General features: G+C 61.1%; 20 protein-coding genes and 1 pseudogene. 14 read left to right on the top strand and 7 right to left on the bottom strand.

The genetic code is table 11. The annotated features are described in order from the left end of the window. Window positions 1-198 precede the first annotated feature (198 nt). From J1G33_RS07480 to J1G33_RS07500, 5 genes are all read left to right on the top strand, one after another. Window positions 199-1,722 (top strand): fumarate hydratase, encoded by a 1,524-nt coding sequence (locus J1G33_RS07480; RefSeq protein ID WP_223017877.1) that lies wholly within the window; start codon window positions 199-201, stop codon window positions 1,720-1,722. Window positions 1,723-1,975: 253 nt separating this feature from the next. Next, complete coding sequence (locus J1G33_RS07485) at window positions 1,976-3,742, top strand: ATP-binding protein (RefSeq protein ID WP_223017878.1); 1,767 nt, start codon at window positions 1,976-1,978, stop codon at window positions 3,740-3,742. Beyond that, the gene (locus J1G33_RS07490; protein WP_032879673.1) at window positions 3,736-5,061 is read left to right on the top strand and encodes a sigma-54 dependent transcriptional regulator; all 1,326 of its coding nucleotides are present in this window, start codon (window positions 3,736-3,738) and stop codon (window positions 5,059-5,061) included. Before J1G33_RS07485 ends, J1G33_RS07490 begins: the two co-directional genes overlap by 7 nt. A 206-nt stretch (window positions 5,062-5,267) precedes the next feature. Further along, window positions 5,268-6,587, top strand: coding sequence for an MFS transporter (locus J1G33_RS07495; RefSeq protein ID WP_005790985.1), 1,320 nt, complete (start codon window positions 5,268-5,270; stop codon window positions 6,585-6,587). A gap of 74 nt (window positions 6,588-6,661) precedes the next feature. Beyond that, entirely contained in the window at window positions 6,662-7,294 is a 633-nt protein-coding gene (locus J1G33_RS07500) for a flavin reductase family protein (RefSeq protein ID WP_032879672.1), read from the top strand. 124 nt (window positions 7,295-7,418) lie between these two features. On the opposite strand, the gene J1G33_RS07505 is transcribed toward J1G33_RS07500, so the two are convergent. Further along, window positions 7,419-7,667, bottom strand: coding sequence for a hypothetical protein (locus tag J1G33_RS07505; protein WP_223017879.1), 249 nt, complete (start codon window positions 7,665-7,667; stop codon window positions 7,419-7,421). Between the two features lie 45 nt (window positions 7,668-7,712). Continuing rightward, entirely contained in the window at window positions 7,713-8,054 is a 342-nt protein-coding gene (locus J1G33_RS07510; RefSeq protein WP_032879670.1) for an antibiotic biosynthesis monooxygenase family protein, read from the bottom strand. A 328-nt stretch (window positions 8,055-8,382) separates the two neighbouring features. On the opposite strand from J1G33_RS07510, the gene J1G33_RS07515 reads away from it, so the two are divergent. After that, window positions 8,383-9,312: an AraC family transcriptional regulator gene (locus tag J1G33_RS07515; protein ID WP_223017880.1), complete on the top strand. Its 930-nt coding sequence runs from the start codon at window positions 8,383-8,385 to the stop codon at window positions 9,310-9,312. 21 nt (window positions 9,313-9,333) lie between these two features. Here the strand turns inward: J1G33_RS07515 and J1G33_RS07520 are convergent, their stop codons facing one another. The 4 genes from J1G33_RS07520 to edd all read right to left on the bottom strand — a co-directional run bounded on the left by J1G33_RS07520 (window position 9,334) and on the right by edd (window position 14,443). Further along, on the bottom strand, window positions 9,334-10,803 hold the full coding sequence (locus J1G33_RS07520; protein WP_032879668.1) for an ATP-binding protein: 1,470 nt from the start codon (window positions 10,801-10,803) through the stop codon (window positions 9,334-9,336). Beyond that, complete coding sequence (locus J1G33_RS07525; RefSeq protein ID WP_005790997.1) at window positions 10,793-11,527, bottom strand: response regulator transcription factor; 735 nt, start codon at window positions 11,525-11,527, stop codon at window positions 10,793-10,795. Before J1G33_RS07525 ends, J1G33_RS07520 begins: the two co-directional genes overlap by 11 nt. 136 nt (window positions 11,528-11,663) lie before the next feature. Beyond that, a complete protein-coding gene (locus tag J1G33_RS07530) occupies window positions 11,664-12,620 on the bottom strand; it encodes a glucokinase (RefSeq protein ID WP_032879667.1) in 957 nt (318 codons plus the stop codon). Further along, window positions 12,617-14,443: a phosphogluconate dehydratase gene (gene edd, locus J1G33_RS07535; protein ID WP_032879666.1), complete on the bottom strand. Its 1,827-nt coding sequence runs from the start codon at window positions 14,441-14,443 to the stop codon at window positions 12,617-12,619. The genes J1G33_RS07530 and edd overlap by 4 nt, the downstream gene beginning before the upstream one ends. A gap of 222 nt (window positions 14,444-14,665) precedes the next feature. On the opposite strand from edd, the gene gap reads away from it, so the two are divergent. The 8 genes and pseudogenes from gap to J1G33_RS28075 all read left to right on the top strand — a co-directional run. Continuing rightward, window positions 14,666-15,667, top strand: a complete 1,002-nt coding sequence (gap, locus tag J1G33_RS07540) for a type I glyceraldehyde-3-phosphate dehydrogenase (protein WP_005791003.1) — start codon at window positions 14,666-14,668, stop codon at window positions 15,665-15,667. A gap of 132 nt (window positions 15,668-15,799) precedes the next feature. Further along, window positions 15,800-16,318: a sigma-70 family RNA polymerase sigma factor gene (locus J1G33_RS07545; RefSeq protein ID WP_005791005.1), complete on the top strand. Its 519-nt coding sequence runs from the start codon at window positions 15,800-15,802 to the stop codon at window positions 16,316-16,318. Between the two features lie 75 nt (window positions 16,319-16,393). After that, window positions 16,394-17,362, top strand: coding sequence for a FecR domain-containing protein (locus tag J1G33_RS07550; RefSeq protein ID WP_223017881.1), 969 nt, complete (start codon window positions 16,394-16,396; stop codon window positions 17,360-17,362). A 115-nt stretch (window positions 17,363-17,477) separates the two neighbouring features. Continuing rightward, on the top strand, window positions 17,478-20,042 hold the full coding sequence (locus J1G33_RS07555; RefSeq protein WP_078822214.1) for a TonB-dependent receptor: 2,565 nt from the start codon (window positions 17,478-17,480) through the stop codon (window positions 20,040-20,042). Between the two features lie 137 nt (window positions 20,043-20,179). Further along, window positions 20,180-20,788 carry a biliverdin-producing heme oxygenase gene (locus J1G33_RS07560; RefSeq protein WP_148852643.1) on the top strand — a complete coding sequence of 203 codons (609 nt, stop codon included), beginning with the start codon at window positions 20,180-20,182 and terminating at the stop codon, window positions 20,786-20,788. A 108-nt stretch (window positions 20,789-20,896) separates the two neighbouring features. Beyond that, on the top strand, window positions 20,897-21,298 hold the full coding sequence (locus J1G33_RS07565; protein WP_032879662.1) for a YbaN family protein: 402 nt from the start codon (window positions 20,897-20,899) through the stop codon (window positions 21,296-21,298). Between the two features lie 138 nt (window positions 21,299-21,436). Continuing rightward, a complete protein-coding gene (locus J1G33_RS07570) occupies window positions 21,437-23,575 on the top strand; it encodes a methyl-accepting chemotaxis protein (protein ID WP_223017882.1) in 2,139 nt (712 codons plus the stop codon). Window positions 23,576-24,005: 430 nt separating this feature from the next. Further along, window positions 24,006-24,125 (top strand): annotated as a pseudogene (locus J1G33_RS28075) (outer membrane lipoprotein carrier protein LolA); the annotation flags it as partial. A 408-nt stretch (window positions 24,126-24,533) separates the two neighbouring features. On the opposite strand, the gene J1G33_RS07575 reads toward J1G33_RS28075, so the two are convergent. Then, window positions 24,534-25,097 (bottom strand): NAD(P)H nitroreductase, encoded by a 564-nt coding sequence (locus tag J1G33_RS07575; protein WP_032879659.1) that lies wholly within the window; start codon window positions 25,095-25,097, stop codon window positions 24,534-24,536. Window positions 25,098-25,115: the final 18 nt, after the last annotated feature.

The following is a 25,115-nucleotide window of genomic DNA, read 5'->3' on the forward strand; positions in this document are numbered from 1 at the left end:
GGAGCGCGCACAGGGAATCATGCCTGCGACAGTTTGACCATAGTCGGGTGTATCGGCCACCGCGCCGGGTTATACTGCCGCGCCTTTTTAGCGTCGCGCCTGCACCACTTTGGCGTGCCTTGGAAAGATGGTTTCAGCCGACCGACGTAACACTGAAGCCACCTTTATTGAATGTTCCCTTATAGAGGAGCGCGACTCATGACCGTGATCAAGCAAGACGACCTGATTCAGAGCGTTGCCGACGCCCTGCAATTCATTTCCTACTACCACCCCGTTGATTTCATCCAGGCCATGCACGAAGCCTACCTGCGCGAAGAATCGCCGGCGGCCCGTGACTCCATCGCCCAGATCCTGATCAACTCGCGCATGTGTGCCACCGGCCATCGCCCGATCTGCCAGGACACCGGTATCGTCACCGTGTTCATGCGCGTAGGCATGGATGTGCGCTGGGACGGCGCCACCATGGGCCTGGACGACATGATCAACGAAGGCGTGCGTCGCGCCTACAACCTGCCGGAAAACGTTCTGCGTGCCTCGATCCTCGCCGACCCGGCAGGCGCGCGCAAGAACACCAAGGACAACACCCCTGCGGTGATCCACTACTCCATCGTCCCGGGTAACACCGTGGAAGTGGACGTGGCGGCCAAGGGCGGCGGTTCCGAAAACAAGTCGAAAATGGCTATGCTCAACCCGTCCGACTCGATCGTCGACTGGGTGCTCAAGACCGTTCCGACCATGGGTGCCGGCTGGTGCCCACCAGGTATGCTCGGCATCGGCATCGGCGGCACTGCCGAGAAAGCCGCGGTAATGGCCAAGGAAGTGTTGATGGAATCCATCGACATCCACGAGCTGAAAAAGCGCGGCCCGCAGAACCGTATCGAAGAGATGCGCCTGGAGCTGTTCGAGAAGGTCAACCAACTGGGCATCGGCGCCCAGGGCCTGGGTGGCCTGACCACCGTGCTCGACGTGAAGATCATGGACTACCCGACTCACGCCGCGTCCCTGCCGGTGTGCATGATCCCCAACTGCGCCGCCACCCGTCACGCGCACTTCGTGCTCGACGGTTCGGGCCCGGCGTCGCTGGAAGCGCCATCGCTGGACGCCTACCCGGAAATCGTCTGGGAAGCCGGCCCATCGGCCCGCCGCGTCAACCTCGATACCCTGACCCCGGAAGAAGTGCAGAGCTGGAAGCCGGGCGAAACCGTATTGCTCAACGGCAAGATGCTCACCGGTCGCGACGCGGCGCACAAGCGCATGGTCGAGATGCTGAACAAGGGCGAAACCCTGCCGGTGGACCTCAAGGGCCGCTTTATCTACTACGTCGGCCCGGTTGATCCGGTGCGCGAGGAAGTGGTTGGCCCAGCGGGCCCGACCACCGCGACGCGGATGGACAAGTTCACCCGTCAGATCCTCGAGCAGACCGGCCTGTTGGGCATGATCGGCAAGTCCGAGCGCGGCCCTACTGCTATCGAAGCGATCAAGGACCATAAGGCCGTGTACCTGATGGCCGTGGGCGGCGCCGCCTACCTGGTGGCCCAAGCGATCAAGAAGTCCCGCGTGGTGGCGTTCGCCGAGCTGGGCATGGAAGCCATCTACGAGTTCGACGTGAAAGACATGCCGGTCACCGTTGCAGTCGATAGCAACGGCGAATCGGTACACATCACCGGTCCTGCCATCTGGCAGAAAAAGATCAGTGAGAGCCTGGCGGTGGAAGTGCAGTAAGCGCTTTCTCCACAAGCATAAAGGCGACTGCGGCCCATGGCCCAGTCGCCTTTTTTATACCTGAAGCGATTGCCATGGCGAACTCTGTCAAATGTGGGAGCTGGCTTGCCTGCGATGACATCAATTCGGTGTGACTGAAGCACCGAGGTGTCTGCATCGCAGGCAAGCCAGCTCCCACACAAGCTCGTTCGCCACAAGATCCAGACAGCTCATGCTATGGTGCTCGCCCCTCACTGTGCCTGCTCATCATCGTATGATCGTGATCCCTCGCCCTCTGCGTCTGACATTTTACTCGTTGCTGATCATCGCCGGCGCAGTGCTGGCCGCCGCCTTGGCCACCCGCCATGCCGAGCGCCAGGCCCTGGTGGATGAAGCCGCTCGAGCCAATCAACAGCTGGCGTTGTATGCCAACTCGCTGCATACCTTGATCGAACGCTACCGCGCCCTCCCCGCCGTGCTGGCGCTGGATTCGGAAATGATCAGCGCGCTGAAGGGCCCACTCGATAGCGCCACCCAGGATGTACTCAATCGCAAGCTCGAACGCATCAACGGCGCCGCCCAGTCCTCCACTCTGGAGCTGATGGACCGCACCGGCCTGGCGGTGGCCGCCAGCAACTGGAATTTGCCCAGCAGCTATGTCGGCCACAATTACGCGTTCCGTCCGTATTTCAGCCAGACCTTGAGCCAAGGCACCGGGCGCTTTTACGCGGTGGGGGTGACGACCGGCATTCCGGGGTATTTCCTGTCCAGCGCGGTGGTCGATGAACACGAGCAGTTCCTCGGCGCCATGGTGGTCAAGCTGGAGTTTCCCGAACTGGAACGCGAATGGGCTCAGGGCAATGACTTGCTGCTGGTCAGCGATGCACGCGGCATTGTGTTTATCGCCAACCAGCCGGGCTGGCGTTATCGCAACCTGCGGCCGCTACCAGAGAGTGACCTGGCGGAACTCAAGGCCACTCGCCAATACGACAAGAAGCAGCTGCAACCATTGGAGACCCAGACCCTGCAGCGCTTCGACGACAACAGCCACCTGATGCGCGTCAACGGCCCGGACGGCAGCGCCAACTACATCTGGGAATCCCTGCCGCTGAAAGCCGAAGGCTGGACCCTGCACCTGCTGCGCAAACCGCAGTTCCCGTTTGAAGACCAACGCAATGCCGGCCTCGCCGCCGCCGGGTCCTGGCTGGCGCTGGTGTTTCTTGTGCTGTTCCTGAGTCAACGCTGGCGCCTGGCTCGCCTTCGCCAACGCAGCCGCGAAGAACTCGAACACTTGGTAGAAGAACGCACCCAGGCCCTGCGCACCGCCCAGGATGGCCTGGTTCAATCAGCCAAACTGGCGGCGCTGGGGCAGATGTCCGCCGCCCTCGCCCATGAGATCAATCAACCGCTGACCGCACAACGCATGCAGCTGGCCACCCTGCGGCTGTTGCTCGACCATGGCCGTGTGGACGACGCCTACAAGGCGCTCACGCCGTTGGATGACATGCTGACGCGCATGGCCGCGCTGACCGGCCACCTCAAGACCTTCGCACGCAAAAGCCCCAGCGGCCTGCGCGAACGCCTGGATCTGGCCACCGTGGTCGACCAGTCCCTGCACCTGCTTGACGCGCGCCTACGCGATGAGGCCATCGGCGTGGTGCTGGACCTGGCCCGCCCGGCCTGGGTACGCGGCGATGCGATTCGCTTGGAACAGGTGCTGATCAACCTACTGCGCAACGCCCTGGACGCCATGGCCGACAAGCCGCGCAAACGCCTGGAAATCCGTCTGCACGCCGATCAGCAGCTGTGGCAGTTGAGCGTCAGCGACAGCGGTGGCGGGATTGCCGAAGAACATTTGAACAACGTATTCGACCCGTTCTTCACCACCAAACCGGTGGGTGACGGGCTCGGCTTGGGCCTGGCGGTGTCCTACGCTATCGTGCATGAATTGGGCGGGCGCCTGATCGCCGGCAATCGTGGCGACGGCGCAGTCTTTACCCTGACCCTGCCCGTCGCGCTGGAGACACCTGACCTATGTTGAACGCAGTGATTGTGGTGGATGACGAAGCCAGCATTCGTACGGCCGTCGAGCAGTGGCTGAGCCTGTCGGGGTTTGACGTTCAGTTGTACAGCCGTGCCGAGGAATGCCTGGCGCACCTGCCGAAGGACTTCCCCGGGGTGATCTTGAGCGATGTGCGTATGCCCGGGCTCAGTGGCCTTGAATTGCTGGCCGAGGTACAGCGGCGCGATGCTGACTTGCCGGTGATTTTGCTCACCGGCCATGGTGACGTGCCGATGGCCGTCGAAGCCATGCGCGACGGCGCCTACGACTTCCTGGAAAAACCCTTCAGCCCGGATGCCCTGCTCAACAGCCTGCGTCGGGCGCTGGACAAGCGCGGCCTGATCCTGGAAAACCGTCGCCTGCACCAACAGGCCGATCACCGTGCACAACTGGAATCCAGCTTGTTGGGGGTGTCCAAGGGCCTGCAAACCCTGCGTCGCCAGGTGCTGGACCTGGCGACACTGCCGGTCAATGTGTTGATCCGTGGCGAGACCGGCAGCGGTAAAGAACTGGTTGCCCGCTGCCTGCATGATTTCGGCCCACGAGCCAAAAAGCCGTTTGTGGCGCTCAATTGCGCGGCTATCCCCGAGCAATTATTTGAAGCCGAGCTGTTCGGCCACGAAAGCGGCGCCTTCACCGGCGCCCAGGGCAAGCGTATCGGCAAGCTGGAGTACGCCCATGGCGGCACCGTGTTCCTCGACGAAATTGAAAGCATGCCCCTGGCGCAACAGGTAAAACTGCTGCGCGTGTTGCAAGAGCAGAAGTTGGAGCGATTGGGTTCCAACCAGAGCATCAATGTCGACCTGCGCATCATCGCCGCTACCAAGCCGGACCTGCTCGAAGAAGCACGCGCCGGGCGTTTTCGCGAGGACCTGGCTTATCGCCTGAACGTCGCACAACTGCGCCTGCCGCCCCTGCGCGAGCGTCGCGAAGACATTCCGTTGTTGTATGAGCATTTCGCCCAAAGCGCTGCCGAACGTTTGGGCCGCCATCTTGAGCCATTGAGTGGGCCGCAGCTGAGTCGCCTGCTCAGCCATGACTGGCCGGGCAACGTACGTGAACTGGCCAACGTCGCCGAGCGCCAGGTGCTGGGGCTTGGAGAGCCTGAACCTGAAGGTATTGAACCTGGGCAATCGCTGGCCGCGCAGCAGGAGGCTTTCGAGGCGCATTGCCTGAAAGCCGCGCTGACCCGGCATAAAGGCGATATCAAAGCGGTGCTGGCCGAGCTGCAACTGCCGCGTCGGACCTTTAATGAAAAGATGCAGCGGCATGGGTTGGTGCGGGAAATGTTCCTCTGATCCTGCTTATGTAGCTCGCGAAGGGTCCAGCAGCCATAAGCGGATTTCCGCTCATCCCGCAAAAATAATCGGCAACTTTCCGCTCAAAAAAACCTCGCAACCCTTCTATTCCGGGCCTTCATCCACTTGGCACAGCTTCTGCTATAGCCCAAGCCAGGCAGTGCTCAAGCACGCTCCATAAAAACAACTAGATGAAGGATCCTTCAATGGATAACTCCAACTCCCTGCCTCTGGGATCGGCGTCTGCGCCGGCAAAAGAACGCACCACTTCCAGCCGCATCAAGTCGATCTTCAGTGGATCGGTCGGCAACATGGTCGAGTGGTACGACTGGTACGTCTACGCCGCCTTCTCGCTGTACTTCGCCAAGACGTTCTTCCCCAAAGGCGACACCACCGCCCAACTGCTCAACACCGCCGCGATCTTCGCCGTGGGCTTCCTGATGCGCCCTATCGGTGGTTGGCTGATGGGCCTGTATGCCGACAAGGTCGGGCGTAAAAAAGCCCTGATGGCCTCGGTCTACCTGATGTGCTTCGGCTCGCTGCTGATTGCCCTGAGCCCTGGCTATGAACTCATCGGTATCGGTGCGCCGATCCTGCTGGTGTTTGCCCGTTTGCTGCAGGGCCTGTCGGTCGGTGGCGAATACGGCACTTCCGCCACTTACCTCAGCGAGATGGCGACCAAGGAACGTCGTGGTTTCTACTCCAGCTTCCAATACGTGACCCTGATCTCCGGCCAACTCATCGCGCTGGCGGTGCTGATCGTGCTGCAACAACTGCTGACTACCGAACAGTTGTACGCATGGGGCTGGCGTATCCCGTTCGCCATCGGCGCCTTGTGTGCAGTGGTCGCGCTCTATCTGCGTCGTGGCATGGAAGAAACCGAGTCGTTCACCAAGAAGGAAAAGGCCAAGGAAAGCGCAATGCGCACCTTGATGCGCCACCCCAAGGAACTGATGACCGTGGTCGGCCTGACCATGGGCGGCACCCTGGCGTTCTACACCTACACCACCTATATGCAGAAATACCTGGTGAACACGGTCGGCATGAGCATCTCCGACTCCACCACCATTTCGGCAGCCACGCTGTTTCTGTTCATGTGCCTGCAGCCGATCATCGGCGGGCTTTCGGATAAAGTCGGTCGTCGCCCGATCCTGATTGCCTTCGGTGTCCTGGGTACCCTGTTCACCGTGCCGATCCTCACCACCCTGCACACCATCCAGAGCTGGTGGGGCGCGTTCTTCCTGATCATGGCAGCGCTGATCATCGTCAGCGGCTATACCTCGATCAACGCCGTGGTGAAAGCCGAACTGTTCCCCACCGAAATCCGCGCCCTGGGCGTGGGCCTGCCGTATGCGCTGACGGTGTCGATCTTCGGCGGTACCGCTGAATACATCGCGCTGTGGTTCAAGAGCATCGGTATGGAAACTGGCTACTACTGGTACGTGACCGCGTGTATCGCAGTGTCGCTGATGGTCTACGTGACCATGAAAGACACCCGCAAGCACTCGCGGATTACCACGGACTAAAAAATGTGGGAGGGGACAACCCCCCTCCCACATTGGATATGATGTGGGCCCCAGAATCGAGAGCAGAACAGGTCATGTCCGACGATATTCACTTCTACGAACCCGCCAACGGCCACGGCCTGCCCCATGACCCGTTCAATGCCATCGTCGGCCCACGCCCGATTGGCTGGATCTCCTCGCACGACAGCGAAGGCCGCCTGAACCTGGCGCCTTACAGCTTCTTCAATGCATTCAACTACATCCCACCGATCATTGGGTTTTCCAGTGTGGGGCGCAAAGACAGCTTGAATAACATTGAGCAGACCGGCGAGTTTGTGTGGAACCTGGCCACTCGCCCGTTGGCCGAGCAGATGAACCAGAGTTGCGCGGCGGTCTCACCGGATGTGAATGAATTCGAGTTGTCCGGCCTGACGCCGGTGGCTTCGAAAGTCGTCGCTGTACCCCGCGTCGGCGAGAGCCCGGTGTCGTTTGAATGCAAAGTGACGCAGATCATCCAACTGCAACGCGCCGACAAGGAGCTGGTGCCGAGTTGGCTGGTGCTGGGCGAAGTGGTTGCGGTGCACATCGCCAAGTGGTTGCTAAAGGATGGGATCTACGACACTGCTGCCGCCGAGCCGATTTTGCGCGGCGGCGGCCCGGCGGATTACTTCCAGTTGGGGCCGCAAGCGCTGTTCAAGATGTACCGCCCAGGCGCCACAAAACCCTGACTGACATACAGTCAAATTGTGGGAGGGGGCTTGCTCCCGATGGCTATGTATCAGCTAAAAATTTGCTGGCTGATACACCGCTATCGGGAGCAAGCCCCCTCCCACATTTGATCGGCAGCGTTCGTTAGTTGGAAGCCGTTGCCCAAGTCAGTTGACCTTCCGCGTCCACGTCGACCAGGTCCTCTAGCTGCACAGTGGCCGCATCATCGGCATCCGAAGCCGACTTGAACTTCTGCCCGTCAAGGATCTTGTGGAACTTGGGGGCGCCCATGCCATCCAGTGCCTTGACGGCGATGGCAGCGCTATAGCCACCCTCTTCTTCACGCATCAAGGCGGAAACGGCTTCGTGGTGGGCAAATTGTTTACGTGCCATGTTGCAGGTCCTGGCCAATGGAAAAGTCGGCCATTGTAAACCGGTTCAACCGGCCAGTTGCAGGTACTCGCCGTAGGCGTTGACGGCAGATGCATCGGTGAAGGTCTGGAAGTCCATGCTGCGCACGACCATGTCGTTGAGCAACTCCGTAAAAATCATCAAGGTCGGTGAGCTGAAGTAGGCACTCATGGCCTCCTCGCTGCTCCAAAAACCTGATACCAGCCATATATCAGGATCGACCTGGGAATGCTGCAACGAAAATTGCAGGCAACCTGGGGCTTGGCGGCCCGGTTCGATCAAACTGCTCAAGCGTGCACCGAGTTCGGTGCTGCACCCGCTACGGGCGCGGATAAAGGCCATGTGGCTCGCGGGAATGGGGGTGGACATGTTCGACTCTCCCGTTGAGAAGTGATGCTCGGCAAGCACGGTGAGGGTGTGTTGCCACAGGATCAAAGATAGCGGCCCAGCTGTGGATGCAGTTAGTCGATTCCTGCAGGCTTATTGCACAATCCTGCGAGAAACATAGAGAGGACATTTGGCCCCCGGGATTTATTCCATGCACCGGCCCAGTGTTTCAGGGAGATGACAGGCGGCCTGCTTGCCTGATTCACTACCTATCGCAGGATCAGGCAAGGATCCTGCAGAATCGACGTAACACTTTTTGAAAAGCTGCCGCTAAGCTGAGCCCATCAAAGCAGCGTGTAGAGGACGCCCCATGTCGTCGCCCGAACCAAAGCCCATCCCCGTCGATGCCGAGATGGAGAAACAACGCGCCGAGCTGGCCAGTATCGTGCACCGCCACACCTGGGAAGATGGCTCCTACGGCACGGCGATCACCTCGCTGTATCTGAACCGCCACAACACGCCACGGGATTTCATGCCGGTGCTGGTGGAACCTGCGCTGTGCATCCTCGCCAGCGGCAGCAAGGAAGTGCGCCTGGCCGACGAAATCTTTGCCTACGACCCGCTCAATTATCTGGTGTTCTCGGTCGCCATGCCGGTAGCCGGCAGAATCATCGATGCCACCCCGCAAGACCCCAACCTGTCGGTCCGCATCAATATCGATCCGGCCCAGCTCACCGCGCTGATTGCCGAAGCCGGGCCTATGGGGGTGCCGTCGCGTCCCACCTCTCGCGGCATGTATGTGGACCGCATCGACACCCCGTTGCTCGACGCCGTGCTGCGCCTGGTCCGCCTGCTGGACACGCCCAAAGACATCGCCATGCTCGCGCCGTTGATCAACCGTGAAATTCTCTATCGCTTGCTGCGGGGCCCACAGGGTTATCGCCTGTATGAAATTGCCGTGGCCAACAGCCAGAGCCATCGCGTCAGCCAGGCGATCAAGTGGTTGAACGGCAACTACGAACAACCGTTGCGCATCGACGACCTGGCCAAGGAAGTGAACCTGAGCGTCTCGACCTTGCACCATCGCTTCAAGGCGATTACAGCCATGAGCCCGCTGCAGTACCAGAAGCAGCTGCGCTTGCAGGAAGCCCGGCGCTTGATGATTGCCGAAGGACTGGAAGCCTCGGCCGCGGGGTATCGGGTGGGGTATGAAAGCCCGTCGCAATTCAGCCGGGAATACAGTCGGTTGTTTGGAGCGCCACCGCTGCGCGACCTGGCCCGGTTGCGCCAAAGCATCTGATGTACGCAGCTCAGGTGTTTGTTAGTCCAAGGTTCTTGGTAGTTGCAGGGTGACGCGCAGGCCGCCTTCGCGCAGGTTCTGCAAACTCACTTCACCCCCATGGCTATGGGCAATGTTGCGCGCGATCCCCAGCCCCAGGCCATACCCCTGCTGCTGGCCGGCCAGGCGAAAGTGCGGTTCGAACACCTGCTCCAGACGCTGCTCCGGCACACCGGGGCCTTCGTCATCCACATGCAGGACGAACTGCACACCATCGTCCTCGATATGCAGATGCGCGTTCTGCCCGTACTTCAAGGCGTTGTCGATCAGGTTACCGATGCAACGCTTGAGCGCCAGCGGCTTGCCCGGGTAGGCCGCCAGGGCCGCGCCTTCAAGGGTTACCCGGCCGTTGCCGTTGGGCGCCAGGTACGGTTCCACCAGGCATTCGAGTACATGATTGAGGTCAACCGGCTGGATGTTTTCGTGGATGTCGGTGTCTTTCACGCATTGCAGCGCGCCTTTGACCAGCAGTTCCAGCTCATCCAGGTCGCGGCCGAATTTGGTTTGCAGGTTCTCGTCTTCGAGCAATTCCACACGCAACCGCAGGCGGGTAATCGGGGTGCGCAAGTCGTGGGAAATTGCGCTGAACAACTGGCTGCGCTCGGTCAGGTAACGGCTGATGCGTTCGCGCATTGCGTTGAATGCGCGGCCCACCTCCACCACTTCACTGCCGCCGCCTTCGGCCACCGGTTCTACATCGGCGCCCAGCGACATATCCCGCGCCGCCCGCGCCAGGCGCTTGAGCGGCCGGCTTTGCCAATGCACCAGCAAACCGATAAACAGCAGCAAAAAACCACTGGTCAGCACGATAAACCACACCTGCTGGGACGGCAGGCCCTGTTCTTCAAGGCTGGTGTACGGCTCTGGCAACAGCGAGGCGATGTACAGCCATTCGCCGGGAGCCAGTTGAATCTGGGTGACCAATACCGGTGGGTTAACCGGCTCCAGGGTTAACGCGTAATGGGCCCAGGAGCGTGGCAGTTCGTCGAGCTTGAGGCCGGCATTGAAGATGCGCAGGTCTTCGGCGCTGACGAACTCCACCGAGATATGTACATCGGCGCCCAGGGTTTGGCGTAGCACCTCATCGACCGCCTCCAGCACCGCTTGCTTGCGTGGCGTCTGCGGCAGGATCGCCATATCCAGCGGGCGATCATTGAGGGTCACTACAAAGCGGGTACCGCCCATGCTGCGCAACTGATCAAGGACCAAAGGTCGATAGGCCACCGGCAGCGAACGGAAATAACTCACGCTGGCGGTCATCGAGTGCGCCAGGCTGCGGGCGCTGGTCACCAGGCCCTCAAGCTGGGTGGCGCGCAATTGCGACACCCAGATCACGCTGGACAGCGCCTGGGCGAACAGCACGGCGAGCAAGGTCAGCAGCAACATGCGCCCCAGCAGCGAGCGTGGCACCGGAAAGCGGCGGCGGCGCTCGGTCAAAGGTTCAGTGGGCATTGCCGGCAACCACGCTGGCTGCCAGTTGATAACCGCTGCCGCGCACGGTGCGGATCAGCCTCGGGGGTTTTTCGGTATCGCGCAGGCGTTGGCGCAGACGGCTGACGGCCATATCGACGATACGGTCAAGCGGCATCAGGTCACGGCCACGGGTAGCGTTGCCGATAGTGTCGCGGTCGAGGATCTGTTGCGGGTGATCAAGAAACAACTTGAGCAAGGCAAAGTCAGCGCCGGAAAGGATGACCTCTTCGCCATCAACGTGAAACAAGCGGTGGCTGATCATGTCCAGGCGCCATTCATCGAAGACCAGCACATCACCGCCAGTGCTGCGCTCCTGGCCGAATTGGCAACGGCGCAGCAGTGCCTTGATCCGCGCCTGCAACTCGCGAGGGCTGAACGGTTTGCCGATATAGTCGTCAGCGCCCAGTTCCAGGCCGATCACACGGTCGGCTTCGTCGGAACTGGCGGTGAGCATGATGATCGGTACCTGCGCCTGGCGCGGGTGCTGGCGGATCCAGCGGCACAGACTGAACCCGTCTTCATCCGGCAACATCACATCGAGGATGACCAGGTCGCACGGCGCCTCGTTCATCGCCTGGCGGAACCCCGCACCATCGGCCACGCCACGGACCTGGAAGCCGGCGCGACTGAGGTAGGTTTGCAGCAATTCGCGGATCTCCTGATCGTCGTCGACGAGGAGAATGGATTTACTGATTACGCTCACGGGGGCCTCCTTGTTGTTATGGGGTGTTCTGTAGGGCCTCATCAGGGGCAAGCCCCCTCCCACATTTGCCTGCATTCCAGAGTTGGAACGCGGTCAAATGTGGAAGCGGGCTTGCTCGCGAAGAGGCCATCACAGCCTATGCAAAAGCCTGCTCAAGCGCCACGCCAGCCCCGGTCAGCCCCGAATACGGCGCTGTCACCAACCACACCGGAATACCTTTGAAGTAGTCGCTCATGCAGCCTTTATCCGCAAAACTTTTGGCGAAACCGCTGGCGATAAAGAAGTCGGCAAACCTGGGTATCACCCCACCCACGATGTACACGCCACCGCGCCCACCGGTGGTCAAGACGTTATTGCCCGCGACCCGCCCCAGCCAGATGCTGAACTGGTCCAGCACTTCCATGGCTACCGCGTCACCGGCCAGGCCCGCTGCGGTGATGGCTTCGGGCGTATCCAGCACCGGCTCGTGCCCGTCCACCGCACAAATAGCGCGATACAGACGCGGCAACCCGCCGCCGCTCAATACGGTCTCGGCGCTGACATGGCCGATCTCCGTGTAAATATGCTGCCACAGCTGGGTTTCCCGCGGGCTGCTCAGGGGCAGGTCGACGTGCCCGCCCTCCCCCGGCAATGCCGCGAAACGCCCGGCGCCAAGGTCCAGCAAGGTGCCAACGCCCAGGCCAGTGCCCGGGCCGATCACCACCGCTGGGCGCAAAGGCTCCGGCGTGCCTTCGCAGACCACGCGGAACTCGTCGGGCTTAAGACGCGTCATGCCCAGGGCCATGGCCGAGAAATCATTGACCAGCAGCAGTTCATCCACTTGCAGGGCTTGGCAAAACGCCGTCTTGCTCAGGCGCCAGTGATTGTTGGTGAACTTGAACTCATCGCCACTCACCGGCCCGGCCACCGACAGGCACACTGCACCGATGTCCCCGGTTTCCAGGCCTTCTTCTGCGAGATAGACCTTGATCGCCTCTTCAGGGCTTTGGTGATCCGCTGTGGCATGCACGCGGATCGAATGCAGCTCCTGATCTCGCCATAACGCAAAACGGGCGTTGGTACCCCCGATATCACCGACCAGCGCAAGCTTCACTTAAGCGTCTCCAAGGCAGAGGTAAAGGCGCTGGCGCCCTGCTCTGCGGAGCTTGCGGCCAAGCGCATGAATGCAAACAGCTCGCGACCTGCTCCCACGTTATTGCCCAACAGGCCCGTGGCAGGCGCGCGCGCTGCAAATACTTCGGCGTCCACTTTAAGCTCCAGGGTGCCGGTGACGCCATCGACGCGGATGATATCGCCATCCTGCACCCGCGCCAGCGGCCCGCCGCTCTGGGCTTCGGGGTTGACGTGGATCGCGGCAGGGATCTTACCCGAGGCGCCGGACATTCGCCCATCTGTTACCAACGCCACTTTGAAACCACGGTCCTGCAACACGCCGAGAAACGGGGTCATCTTGTGCAATTCCGGCATACCGTTGGAACGTGGCCCCTGAAAGCGCATCACCGCAACGAAGTCTTTTTCCAGCTGGCCCGCCTTGAAGGCGTCGGCCAGGTCTTGCTGGTCCTGGAACACCACCGCCGGCGCTTCAACCACCTGATGCTCGGGCGCGACAGCCGAAACTTTCATCACGCCACGGCCAAGGTTGCCTTCCATCACGCGCAAGCCGCCTTCCGGCGAGAACGCACGGGCCACGGGGCGCAGGATGGTTTCGTCGAGGCTCTCGATCGGGCCATCGCGCCAGACCAGCTCGCCGTCCACCAGGAACGGCTCCTGGATATAGCGGCTCAAGCCCTTGCCGGCCACGGTGTTGACGTCTTCGTGGAGCAGGCCGGCTTCGAGCAGTTCGCGGATCAGGAACGACATGCCACCCGCCGCCTGGAAGTGGTTGATGTCGGCCTTGCCGTTTGGGTACACGTGGGACAGGGTCGGCACCACCTCGGAGAGGTCGGCCATGTCTTGCCAAGTCAGGATGATGCCCGCCGACATGGCGATGGCCGGCATGTGCAGCGTATGGTTGGTGGAACCGCCGGTAGCGTTTAGCGCAACGATGGAGTTGACGATGGATTTCTCGTCGACGATCTCGCCGATCGGCGTGAAGTTGCCATTGGCCTTGGTCAAGCGCGTGACCTGGTGCGCCGCTTCGCGGGTCAACGCGTCACGCAGCGGCGTGTACGGATTGACGAATGACGCGCCCGGCAAATGCAGGCCCATCACTTCCATCAACAACTGGTTGGTGTTGGCGGTGCCGTAGAAGGTACAGGTACCGGGGCTGTGGTAGGACTTCATCTCCGATTCCAGCAGCTCTTCGCGGCTGGCCTTGCCTTCGGCGTAGCGCTGGCGCACATCGGCTTTCTGCTTGTTGGAGATACCCGACGGCATCGGGCCGCCCGGCACGAAGATCATCGGCAGATGGCCGTAGCGCAGCGCGCCCATCATCAGGCCGGGGACGATCTTGTCGCAGATCCCCAGCATCAGCGCGGCGTCGAACATGTTGTGGGACAGCGCTACCGCCGTGGACATGGCGATGACTTCACGGCTGAGCAGGCTCAGTTCCATGCCCGGCTCGCCCTGGGTCACGCCGTCGCACATGGCGGGGGTGCCGCCGGCGAACTGGCCGACCGAGCCCACTTCACGCAGGGCTTTCTTTATTTGTTCAGGGAAATGTTCGTAGGGCTGATGCGCCGAGAGCATGTCGTTATAAGAAGAAACAATTGCCACGTTGGCAGCATTCATCATGCGCAGGCTGTTTTTGTCTTCGGTGCCGCAACCGGCCACGCCGTGGGCGAAGTTGGCGCATTGCAGCTTGCCGCGCATCGGACCGTCGCTGGCTGCGCCGCGGATGAGCGCAAGGTAAGCCTCGCGGGTGGCGCGGCTGCGGGCGATAAGCCGTTCGGTGACCTCAAGAACGCGGGGATGCATGTATAGAACTCCAGGCTAACGGATGTGGCGACCTGAGTGTCTATGCTGATCAAACGCCCACAGCTCATGGGATGGCAGGGGGTCGTTTGGATCATCGGACCAGTTGATTCAGGTCACTCGTTGTAGATTGAACAAAATATTGCCACTAAAAAGGCTTGTTTTCTATTTTTATGCGAATAATCTTGTAATTCTTACAACAAATCGACGACAGGCACTTTTCCAATGACTCTACGTATCGCAATCAATGGTTTTGGCCGTATCGGCCGTAATGTCCTGCGCGCACTGTATACCCAAGGCTATCGCCAGGATTTGCAGATCGTCGCCATCAATGATTTGGGCGACAGTTCGATCAACGCCCACCTGCTCAAGTACGACACCGTACACGGCACTTTCGATGCAGAGGTCGCCCACGATCAGGAAAGCCTGACCGTAAATGGTGACCGGATTGCCGTCAGTGCCATTCGCAACCCCGCCGACCTGCCGTGGGCTGCGCACAAGATCGACGTGGTGTTCGAATGCACCGGCCTGTTCACCGACCGTGACAAGGCTGCCGCCCATATTACCGCCGGCGCGCGCAAGGTGATCATCTCGGCTCCGGCCAAGGGCGCGGATGCCACTGTGGTTTATGGCGTAAACCATGACATTTTGCGTCAGTCCCACCAGATCATCTCCAACGCGTCGTGCACCACCAACTGCCTGGCGCCGGTCGCGCAGGTGCTGCACCGTGAGCTGGGTATCGAAAGCGGCCTGATGACCACCATTCACGCCTACACCAACGACCAGAACCTGACCGACGTCTACCACACCGACCCGTACCGCGCGCGCTCGGCCACCCAGAACATGATCCCGAGCAAAACCGGCGCGGCTGAAGCCGTTGGCCTGGTACTGCCGGAACTGGCGGGCAAGCTGACCGGCATGGCGGTACGGGTACCGGTGATCAACGTGTCTCTGGTGGACCTGACTGTGCAGTTGAAGAAAGAAGCCACGGCCGATGAAGTCAACGCCCTGCTGAAACAGGCCAGCCAGCACTCGAAGATCCTCGGTTACAACACCCTGCCGCTGGTTTCCAGTGACTTCAACCATAACCCGCTGTCGTCGATCTTCGATGCCAATCACACCAAGGTCAGCGGCAAGCTGCTCAAGGTGCTGGCCTGGTACGACAACGAGTGGGGCTTCTCCAACCGTATGCTGGATAACTGCCTGGCGCTGTGCAACGCCGAGTAACCCCACCTGTGGGAGGGAGCAAGCCCCCTCCCACAGTTACATTTTGTCCAGCGTAGGTTCAGGGAAATAGCCACTTGCCATTTCGGTTGATGATAAGCATTATCATTCGCTGCAAATCGATCTGGTATCACTGTGAGCCAATCTCGCTTCAACCAAGTCTTTCTCACCCAACGGGTGATTCTGCTACGCACCTTGCAGCGGATGGTGAATAACCACAGCACTGCCGAGGACCTGTTGCAGGAAACCTACCTGCGCGTCACTCGGGCCCTGAGCGAGCGGCCGATCGACCACCTTGAACCCTTTGTGTACCAGACCGCGCGCAACCTGGCGCTGGATCACCTGCGCTCGCGCCGGATCCAGGCCCGCACGTTGCAGGAAGACGTCCCGCTGGACGTGCTGCAAAGCGTCGCCGCCCCTGCCAGCACGCCTGAAGAAGCCATTCAGGCCGAGCAACTGCTGGAGCATCTGAGCGTCAGCCTCGGCCAGCTGAGCGCTCGTCAGCAGCGGATTTTCATCCTCAGCCGCCTGCACGGTTGCAGCTACCAGGAAATTGCCGATCAGTTGAACGTGTCCTTGAGCACCGTACAAAAGGAACTGAAATTGATCATGGCCATCTGTGTAGGTGTGGCCGAACGGCTGGATCAGCCTTAAGCTCCATCCGATAGAGCTATCGATCCATGCTGTACGAAAAAATGAATAGAACGTGGCGAAGACCCGAGGAACACCGTGACGGACCCGAATAAACTGCGCCCCCATGCGTTGGCTCATGAGGTGCTGCAAGACACGGCCATGGACCAAGCCCTCGATTGGCTGATCGCCTTGCAGTGCCCGCAACCCGGGCAGCAGGCCGAGTTCGACGCCTGGCTGGCCGCGGACCCGGCGCATGTCCACGCGTTCAGCAAGGCTCAGGCGGCCTGGGCAGGTGCACCGGTACACAGCGCCGCCGTGGCCCTGGCGGTGCCACGCAAGCCAAGCGGCTGGCGCCGGATCAAACCGCACTGGAAGCCCTTGGCCACCGCGGCCGTGCTGTTGATCGGTCTGTTCAGCTTCAGCAACTTGCCGATGCGCTTGCAGGCCGATCACCTCACCGTGGTCGGCGAGCGCCAGCGCCTGCAACTGGACGATGGGTCCAAGGTGCTGCTCAACACCAACTCGGCATTTTCCAGCCGCATCACCGACCACCAGCGCATTGCGCGCCTGTACCAGGGCGAAGCGTTCTTCGACATAGCCCCCAGCCGTGGCCTGGCCCTGGAAATCGACGCCGGCCCCGTGCGTGCCAGCGTGCGCGACACCGCCTTCGCCGTGCGCTACCTCGATGGCGAGGCCCAGATACAGGTGCAGCGTGGCGATGTCGACCTGAGCAACAGCTTCGACGATGCCCGCGTACGCCTGAGTGCCGGGCAAAGCATCCGCATCGGCCCCAAGGGTTTCGGCCAACCGGCCAAGCTCGATGTCGGCAAGGATCTGGCGTGGGTGCAGGGTAGGCTGGTGTTCGAAAATTGCCCGCTGAGCGAAGTCCTGGCTGAACTGCGCCGCTATTACCCTGGCTGGATCGTCAACAACAATGAGCAACTGGCCAGCGTCGCCGTCACCGGCAACTATCGTCTCGACCAGCCCCTGGACGTGGTGCGCTCCCTGGCCCACATCACCTCGGCCAAGCTGTCGGAATACCCGGCGCTGGTGATTCTGAACTAAATGAGAATTATTTTTACTCGATGTTAACCGGCGATACGTCTCGTTATAGCCAATGCAACTGATTCCTATTTGGTTCAGTTCGCAACTATAAGATTCGTATCCCGGAGCGCTCTCGATGTCCTCTCGTTTCAACCGCCGGTGTTCTTCGCCCGTTTTGTCTTTGCTGACCGCTGCGATCCTGCTGGCTGGCGCGCCCGTCATGAGCGCCACCGCCGCCGAACCCGCCCCTCGCAGCCACGGTAATTACAACTTCAGCATCGAGCAGCAACCGCTGGTGTCGGCGCTCAACGCCTTTACCGCGGTGACCGGCTGGCAAGTCGGCCTGCCGGCAGAGCTGGGCCAGGGAGTGTCGTCCCCTGGCGTGCGCGGCCCGCTGTCGCCGGAAAAAGCCCTGGAGCGGTTGTTGGTGGGGACCAACCTGAGCTACCGCAAACTGGGCAATAACAACATCGTGCTGGAGAAACGCGCCGCGGGCGGCGCCCTCGCCCTGCAACAGGTGACCATCAGCGCCACCCGTAACGAACAGGATGTGAACAGCGTACCCAGCACCGTCAGCGTGCACGACCGCGAGGAACTGGACCGCCAGAACACCAACAACATCCGCGAACTGGTGCGCTACGAGCCCGGTGTCTCCGTCGGCGGCGCCGGCACCCGCTCAGGCAACGCGGGCTATAACATCCGTGGTATCGACGGCGACCGCATCCTCACCCAGGTGGACGGCGTCGAAGTGCCCAACAACTTCTTCAACGGCCCCTACGCCAAGACCCGTCGCAACTACGTCGACCCGGAAATCGTCAAGCGCGTGGAGATCCTGCGCGGCCCGGCCTCGGCCCTGTACGGCAGCAACGCCATCGGCGGCGCGGTAAGCTATTTCACCCTCGACCCGGACGACATCATCAAGCCCGGCAAGGACGTCGGCGCCCGCCTCAAGACCGGCTACAGCTCCGCCGACGAGAGCTGGCTGACCTCCGGCACCTTCGCAGGGCGGGTACAGGACTTCGATGGCTTGCTGCACCTGAGCCAGCGCAATGGTCATGAAACCGAATCCTACGACGGCAACAACGCCACCGGCCTGGCCCGCACCGGCGCCAACCCGGAAGACGCGCGCACCACCAACGTGCTGGCCAAGCTGGGCTGGAACTATGGTGATGAAAACCGCCTGGGCCTGACCTACGAGAAGTTCAAGGATGACCGCGACGTCAACCTGAAGAATGCCGTAGGCGGCCCGTTCATCGGCGGTCGAGGCATGAACCTCTACCGTGCCCGCTCGGGCAACGACACCATCACCCGCGAGCGCTTCGGCCTGGAAAACACTTTTGCCCTGGAGTCGCCGATTGCTGATCGCATCAAGACCAGCCTCAACTACCAGATCGCCAAGACCGACCAGACCACCGCCGAGATCTACCAGGCTGGTCGCCGCGTACTGCGTACCCGCGACACCCTTTACGAAGAAAAACAGTGGGTCTTCGACGCTCAACTGGACAAGGCGTTCAGCGTCGGCGAAACCGACCACCAGGTGACCTACGGCACCACCCTCAAGCAGCAGAAAGTCACCGGCTCGCGCGAAGGCTCCGCCTCGTGCCTGGCCATTGGTGGCGGCTGCACCGCCATCGGCGCGCCCAGCCCGCAAGCAAGCGACAGCGTGAAGAAGGCCAGCGACTTCCCCGACCCGACCATCAACACTTACTCGTTGTTTGCCCAGGACCAGATCAGCTGGGATAAATGGACCTTCCTGCCCGCCGTGCGGTATGACTACACCCGGCTCAAGCCCAAGCTGACCCAGGAGTTCCTCAACACCGTCAACCCGACCGGCGAATATGCCGTCGATGGCAAGGACAAAACCTGGCACCGCGTCACGCCAAAGTTCGGCCTGACCTACGCCCTGACCGATAACTACACCTGGTTCGGCCAATACGCCGAAGGCTTCCGCACCCCCTCGGCGAAGGCCCTGTATGGCCGCTTCGAAAACCTCAACATTGGCTACACCGTCGAACCCAACCCCGACCTCAAGCCGGAGACCAGCAAAGGCATCGAGACCGGGATACGCGGCAAGTTTGACGAAGGCTCCTTCGACATCGCGGTGTACTACAACAAGTACCGCGACTTTATCGACGAAGACAACGCCGTGGTCGGCGGCACCGTGGAGCAGTTCCAGGCCGTCAATATCAAGCGCGCCACCATCAAGGGCGTGGAAGCCAAGGGCCGCCTGAACCTGGATGCGTTCGGCGCGCCGAAGGGACTGTACACCCAGGGTTCGATTGCCTACGCCCACGGTCGCAACGACGACAATGGCGAACCATTGAACAGCGTCAACCCGCTCAAGGGCGTGTTTGGCCTGGGCTACGACCAGGACAATTACGGCGGCCTGCTGAGCTGGACCCTGGTGAAAAAACAGAACCGCGTCGACAGCACCACCTTCCACGCTCCCGACGGCAGCACCGACGGCCCGTTCAAGACCCCGGGCTTCGGCATCCTCGACCTGACCGCCTACTACAAGGTCACCAACGACGTGACCATCAACGGTGGCCTCTACAACCTCACCGACAAGAAGTACTGGAACTGGGATGACGTGCGCAGTTACGACAGCGTCGGCGAAGCTGGCGTAACCGGCCCGGCCAACCTGGACCGCCTGACCCAGCCCGGTCGCAACTTTGCGATCAACCTGATCTGGGACATCTGATCCACCCGCCTCACCTCGCCGGAATCCATCAGCGGCGGGGTGAGGATTTTTTACTGTGCCACGTCTTCTTGTTCGTCTAGTTGATAACAGCTCTCTTTAAGGGCACCCAGGCGCTCCCTCTTTCAAGGACTTTTTACATGACCGCTTCTCCTACCGCAGAACGCCCAAGCCTGCGCTCCCAGCGCCTGAACCAGATCACCAATGAACCGCACACCAAGCTGGATGCGTTGGTGAAGGCTCATGCGCCGTTCGAAACCCAAGCCAACTTCGCCCGCTTCGTGGTGGCCCAGTACCTGTTCCAGTCGGAACTGGTGGCGCTGTACAACGATGCCGCGCTGAACACGATCATTCCCGACCTGGCCGCCCGCTGCCGCGCCGAAGCCGCCAAGCTCGACCTGGCTGACCTGGACACCGACGTTCCGGCTCCGGTCGCCGGCGCGGTGAAAAACCCAAGCCAGGCCGAAGCCCTGGGTTGGCTGTTCGTGTCCGAAGGCTCCAAGCTGGGCGCCGCGTTTCTGATCAAGCGCGCCCTGGGCCTGGGCCTGAGCGAAACCTTCGGGGCCCGCCACCTGGGCGAACCGGCCGGTGGCCGCGCCGAAGGCTGGAAAAGCTTCACCCGCACCCTCGACAGCCTGGAGTTCAGCGCCGAAGAAGAAGCTGCGGTAGAAAAAGGCGCGATCGATGCGTTTGTGCGCTTCACCGTGTTGCTGGAACAGGCGTACGCTAGCGCCCCAGAAATGGCGTAAATGTTCCGGTAGACATCGGTTCAATGTGGGAGCAGGCAAGCCAGCTCCCACATTTGAGTGCATTTCATGGCAGATCATGTGTAAACCCTCCCACCAGAAAATTGCAGCATGACCGGCAAAACCCAATCCTCCTCAAAGATCGCCCAACTTCTCTATGGCCTGCTGGCCTACGTCAGCCTGGGGATCGGTTTGGTCGCGATTGTCATACCGGGTTTGCCGACCACCGAATTCATCCTGCTGGCCGCCTGGGCCGCCACCAAAAGCTCACCGCGCTTAAGCGCCTGGCTGGAAAACCACCGCCTGTTCGGGCCGATCCTGTTCAACTGGCGCAACGGCAAGATCATTGCACGCCGGGCCAAGGTCAGCGCCACCGTAAGCATGTTGCTGTGTGCCCTGCTGATGCTGGTGATGCTTGATCATGGCTGGCCGGTGTACCTGGCAATCGCCGGGATGAGCCTGGGCAACCTGTGGATCTGGTCCCGCCCCGAGCAGCTCGCACGGCCCGTATAACGCCCGGCGTAGGCATTTTCCTACCGCTCATCGCCTATTACTCATGAATTGATTTGTGACGCCGATGTTTCAGGAACGGCGCCGAATGGACTTGGCTCTGCTGCGTGCATACCCACAAGTCCATTCGTGAGTGAACCTATGTTCGACACCCTTTCTATCCGCTTGAAAATCGTGCTGCTGTCCGGCCTCTGCCTGCTGGGAGTGATCGCACTGGTGGTCGGCATCAATATCTACAACACCAACCAGAACGATCGGTTGGTCAGTGATTCAAGCTCACGAATGCTCACCGCCAGCGTGGAACAGCTGCTGCAAGCCAAGGCCGCTGAACAGGCCGTACAGTTACAAAAGACCTTCGGTGAAAACCTGCTGGCGGTTACCGCCCTCGCCGACCAGATCAAGGACCTGCGTCAGTTGGGGACCAAGCGCTCCATTGAAGCCGGCGCCCTGCGCGAAGAAATCAACCAGAGCGTGAAAACCGCGTTCGAGCGCAACACCAAGGTGCTGGGCATCTGGCTGTCGTTCGAGCCCAACGGCCTGGATGGCAAGGACAGTGAATTCGTTGACGACAAGGCTCGCGTCTCCAACGAAAAAGGTCGCTTTTCCAGCTACTGGAGCCGTGCCGGCGGCGAAAGCCTGAACACCATCATGGTCGAGGATGACCTGACCAAGACCACCCTCAACCTCAGCGGTACGCCTTACAACATTTGGTATACCTGCCCACGGGACACCCGCAGCACCTGCCTGCTGGACCCGTATGAAGACACGGTGGCCGGCAAACCTGTGCTGATGACCACCATTTCCCTGCCCCTGATCGTCGACGGCAAAGTCATCGGCGTTGTGGGTGTCGACATCGCCCTCACCGCCCTGCAAGCCACCACCGATGCGGCACAAAAGGACGTGTTCAACGGTGCTGCTCACCTGGAAATCCTGTCCAGCACCGGCCTGATTGCAGCCTACAGCGGCGAACCGGCCAGGGTCGGCAAGAACCTGGTCGACACCCTCGGCGCCGAAGGCAAGGAGATCGTGCAACTGCTGGGCAATGATCGGCCCATGATCCGCGAACAGGACGACACGATTCGCGCCGTGTACCCGGTCAAGCCGATTGCCGACGCCAAATCCTGGGGTGTGGTGATCAAACTGCCTAAAAGCGTGATGCTGGCTGATAACGAAAAGCTACAAGCCGTGCTCGACGAAGCCCAGGCTACCGGCACCCTCAAAGCCTTGCTGGTGGCAGCCGCCGCCGGCTTGCTGGGCTTGTTGCTGATCTGGCTGACCGCCACCGGCGTGACCCGTCCGATCAACAGCGTGGCGGCCATGCTCAAGGACATTGCCAGCGGCGACGGCGACCTCACCCAACGCCTGGCCTACACCAAGAAAGACGAACTGGGCGAGCTGGTGAATTGGTTCAACCGCTTCCTCGACAAGCTGCAACCGACCATCGCCCAGATCAAACAAAGCATCACCGAAGCCCGAGGTACGGCGGATCAATCCTCGGCCATTGCACGCCAGACCAGCGAAGGTATGCAGGTGCAGTTCCGTGAAATCGACCAGGTCGCCACCGCGTCGAATGAAATGAGCGCCACCGCCCACGACGTCGCCAACAGCGCCTCCAATGCCGCCAGCGCGGCACGCGGCGCCGATCAGTCGGCCCGCGAAGGCATGTCGATCATCGAGCAGAGCACCCGCGACATCACCACCCTTGCCGAGGAAGTCAGCAAGGCCGTGACCGAAGTTGAAGCCCTGGCAGTCAACAGCGAGCAAATCGGTTCAGTCCTGGAAGTGATCCGCAGCATTGCCGAACAGACCAACCTGCTGGCATTGAACGCCGCGATCGAAGCAGCACGCGCCGGCGAAAGCGGGCGCGGGTTTGCGGTAGTGGCCGACGAAGTACGCAACCTGGCCAAACGCACCCAGGATTCGGTCGAGGAAATCCGCGTGGTGATCGAGCGTATCCAGAGCGGCACCCGAGGCGTGGTAGCGACCATGCACTCCAGCCAGCAACAGGCCCAGAGCAATGCCGGGCAGATCCACCAGGCGGTGCAGGCCCTGGGCAAGATCAGTGACGCGGTCACCGTGATCAGCGACATGAACCTGCAAATCGCCAGCGCCGCCGAAGAGCAGAGCGCGGTGGCCGAAGAGGTCAACCGCAACGTCTCGGCGATTCGCACCGTGACCGAAACCCTCACCGGCCAGGCTACCGAGTCGGCGGCGATCAGCAGCCAGCTCAATGCCCTGGCCAGCCAGCAGATGAAGTTGATGGATCAGTTCAGGGTGTAATTCACACCACAGGTCCAATGTGGGAGGGGGCTGCGCGACAGCCCCACGTTGACGATGTGACCGGGTGGTTGGGTGGTTGGGTGGTTGGGTGGTTGGGTGGTTGGGTGGTTGGGCCGAGTACATATCCGTTATTTAGGTAACGGCCACTATAGGTTCCGCTCTTACAGCGGGTCACTTTCGAAAAGCGCGAAAGTAACCAAAGCGCTCTTGCCCCACCACTCGGCACCTCGCTTAGGCTCGGTGTGCCCGTAATCCGACATTGATTTGGGGGGCCGCCGCCACGCGCCATCCATGGCGCGGGGCGGCTAAACCGGCATCCCTGCCGGTTTACCCCCCAAATCCATGTCGAATTCCGGCCAGCGTGGTTTAACGGGGCGCCTAAGATCAAGATCAAAAGCACAGCGAGGCGGCCTTATAGCCGACCTGATCGTTGAAGCGTGCGCGTACCCCTGTGGGAGCGGGCGTGCTCGCGAAGGTCGTTAACGATGACGGGGGAAATCAGAATGAGCGCGGCGCCCTCAGGTTTTTCGCGAGCAAGCTCGCTCCTACAGAAAAGCAGAAGCACCGCCAGCGTATCTACGATGCGAAGCGAGCCGCTCTTGATCTTGCTTTTGATCTCAAGCGCCCCGTTAAACCACGCTGGCCGAACGCAGGCTTGAATCCGTGGGTAACCCGGCAGGACGCCGGGTTAGCCGCACTGGGCCAGGGATGGCCCATTGCGGCGGCCCACGGATTCAAGCCTTCGTTCGGGCACACCGAGCCTAGGCGAGGTGCCGAGTGGTGGGGCGAGGACCTTTTGCTTACTTTTGGCTGGGCCGGCATTCCGGTCCTTCCAAAAGTGAGCCGCTGTAAGAGCGGAACCCTAAGTGGCCGTTACAGCAGCAATGGATATGTACTCGCCCCCCCCAACATCCTAGTTAGCTGTCAAGCCCCCTCCCACATTTTGACCGCACACCGCTTAGCGTCCGCTCCAGGCCTGGACAAACGGCGTCAGGTCTTCCTTCGGCGCCGTACGCGGCGGGTTCTGCGGCGTGCCCAGGTAAAGAAAGCCAATCACTTCTTCACCCGCCGTCAGCCCCAAGCCTTTGGCCACATGGGCCGAATAGGACAACTCCCCGGTCCGCCACACCGCACCAATCCCCTGGGCATACGCCGCCAGCAGGATGCCGTGGGCCGCACAGGCCGCCGCCAGCAATTGCTCGGACTTGGGCACTTTGAAGTGCTCCTGCAAACGCGCAATCACCACAACTACCAACGGCGCACGCAGCGGGCCGTTCTGCGCCTTGTCGATGACGGCTTGCGGTGCGTCGGCGTCCTGCAGCCGGGCGGCTTCAGCCAACAGCGTGCCCATTTGCTCACGGGCTGCGCCTTCTACGGTGAGGAAACGCCAAGGGCGCAATTGACCGTGATCGGGCGCCCGCATGGCGGCAGCGAACAACAGGTCGCGCTGCTCCTGGGTCGGTGCCGGGTCGAGTAAACGCGGCACGGAAACACGGTTGAGCAAAGCGTCGAGAGCCTGCATTGGCCACCTCCAAAAAAA

The organism is Pseudomonas sp. P867, assembly GCF_019891455.1.
In the GTDB taxonomy this organism is placed as follows: domain Bacteria; phylum Pseudomonadota; class Gammaproteobacteria; order Pseudomonadales; family Pseudomonadaceae; genus Aquipseudomonas; species Aquipseudomonas synxantha_A.